The organism is Ameyamaea chiangmaiensis, assembly GCF_013376175.1.
GTDB classification, from domain to species: domain Bacteria; phylum Pseudomonadota; class Alphaproteobacteria; order Acetobacterales; family Acetobacteraceae; genus Ameyamaea; species Ameyamaea chiangmaiensis.
On sequence record NZ_JABXXR010000304.1, the window covers coordinates 1 to 1388 of the forward strand.

At 69.9% G+C, this 1388-nt stretch carries 2 protein-coding genes; one reads left to right on the forward strand and one right to left on the reverse strand.

Going from position 1 to position 1388, the window contains the following annotated elements; genetic code table 11:
• A partial coding sequence (locus tag HUK82_RS16600; RefSeq protein ID WP_176614966.1) for an NTP transferase domain-containing protein occupies positions 1–181 on the reverse strand: 181 nt, incomplete at its 3' end.
• A 102-nt stretch (positions 182–283) separates the two neighbouring features.
• On the opposite strand from HUK82_RS16600, the gene dusB reads away from it, so the two are divergent.
• The gene (gene dusB / locus HUK82_RS16605; RefSeq protein ID WP_176614967.1) at positions 284–1384 is read left to right on the forward strand and encodes a tRNA dihydrouridine synthase DusB; all 1101 of its coding nucleotides are present in this window, start codon (positions 284–286) and stop codon (positions 1382–1384) included.
• Positions 1385–1388 lie beyond the last annotated feature (4 nt).

Consider the following 1388-nt stretch of genomic DNA (forward strand, 5'->3'; position numbering starts at 1 on the left):
CCTCGCGCAGCAGGTCCGGGTCGCCGACGGGCTGCAGGCAGTCGACATAGGGCAGCAGGGCCCGGGCCGCGTGCCGGATCACCGGCTGGCCGCGCAACAGGACATATTGCTTCGGCAGGGGGGCCTCGGGGTCGAAACGACGGCCCGCGCCCGCGGCAAGAAGAATGGCGGCGATACGCATGAGCGGAGGAATGCGGCGCGGCGCGCGGCGCGTCAAGCGCGACCGCCGATCTTCCGATTGCATGGCGGCGGTCGAGCCAGTAAAGATGCTCAAATCATGGGCATGTATGACACGAATGCAGGCAGCGGCCACGCGCGGCTGCCCGAAAGCGCGCCGCTGATCCGGCCGATCGATCTGGGCGCAGGCGTGACGATTGCCGAACCGGTGATCCTCGCCCCGATGTCCGGCGTGACCGACCTGCCGTTCCGCACGCTGACACGGCGGCTGGGCGCGGGGCTTGTGGTATCGGAAATGATCGCGTCCTGGGCCATGGTGCGCGAGAACGAGAACACGCTGCGCATGGCGCGCGCGGCCCAGGACGGCCCCAATGCCACGCAGCTTGCCGGTTGCGACCCCGACGCCATGGCGCAGGCGGCCCGCATCGCCGTCGACCAGGGCGCCGACCTGATCGACATCAATTTCGGCTGCCCGGTGAAAAAAGTGGCCGTGGGCCAGCAGGCGGGCTCGGCGCTGATGCGCGACGAGGCGCTCGCCGCCCGCCTGCTGGAGGCGACCGTGAAGGCGGTGGCCGTGCCCGTCACGCTGAAGATGCGGATGGGCTGGGACCACCAGAGCCTCAACGCCCCCGCGCTCGCCCGCATCGCACAGGATGTGGGCATCCGCATGATCACCGTGCACGGCCGCACGCGGCAGATGTTCTACAACGGGACCGCCGACTGGGCGTTCGTGCGTCAGGTCAAGGATGCCGTGTCCCTGCCGGTGATCGTCAACGGCGACATACGCTCCTGCGCCGATGCCCGCGAGGCGCTGGCGCAATCGGGCGCGGACGGGGTGATGATCGGACGCGGCTGCTACGGTCGGCCGTGGCTACTGGCGCAGGTGGCCGCCGACCTCATGGGGCGCGCGGCGATCCCGGACCCCGATCTGGCGACCGAGAAAGCCATCATACTCGAACACTACCGCGCCATGCTGGACCATTTCGGCGAGCGGCCGGGCCTGCGCCTCGCCCGCAAACATGTGTCGTGGTACTCGCACGGCCTGTTCGAGTCCGCCACCTTCCGGTCGGGTTTCAATCGGATCGACACGGTCGCCGAAGCGATCGCCAGCATCGAGGCCTTCTACGACCGCCAGATCGCGCATGGGCGCGGGCGCGAGGCACGCGGCGGCCTGCCCGCCGATGCCGCCGAAGCCTGCGCGGCCTGACAGG